Source organism: Paracoccus sp. S4493, from assembly GCF_000967735.1.
Classification (GTDB): Bacteria; Pseudomonadota; Alphaproteobacteria; order Rhodobacterales; family Rhodobacteraceae; genus Paracoccus; species Paracoccus marcusii.
Genome location: NZ_JXYF01000531.1, coordinates 1 through 553 on the forward strand (window position 1 = coordinate 1; position 553 = coordinate 553).

General features: G+C 73.4%; 1 protein-coding gene. It reads left to right on the top strand.

Annotation, left to right across the window (positions count from 1 at the left end; translation table 11 throughout):
• Positions 1-261: 261 nt before the first annotated feature.
• The coding region (locus tag TW83_RS18890; protein WP_157001818.1) for a hypothetical protein at positions 262-553 on the top strand (292 nt) is incomplete at its 3' end.

The following is a 553-nucleotide window of genomic DNA, read 5'->3' on the forward strand; positions in this document are numbered from 1 at the left end:
GGCGTCGCCGGCCCTGCCCGCGCCCGCGGCCCTCCGCTGGCCTGACCCGCGCCCGCGGACGCCTGCTGTCCTGACCCGCGGCCGATGGCTCCGCGGCCGCCCCCACAGAGGTGATCCCGGACGGATCGTGCCGCGGCACGGCCGCATCGCATGCGCCGTCCCGTCATCACCCGCATCTTGCCGCATTCCCCCGACGCCCGCATGATCCCGCCTGGGATCCTGCCCCGCCCTGCATGCCGCCCCAGCGAAGGACCGCCCTTGATGATCACCCCCACCGCCCTTGCGCAGCAGAACCTTCTGGTGCTGCTGGCGGTCCTGCCCTTCCTGTCCGCGCTTCTGCTGATCAGCGTCTCGGGGCGCGCGGCGGGGATTCTGGCGGGCATCACGATGCTGGCCGGAATCGCGCTGTCGGCGGGGCTGGGGGGACCCGTGATGTCGGGCGAGGTGCTGCGCGCATCGCTGGACTGGGTACCGTCGGCGGGGCTGTCGCTGTCGCTGCGGATGGACGGGTTCGCGTGGATGTTCGCGACGCTGGTCAGCGCGATCGGCCTGC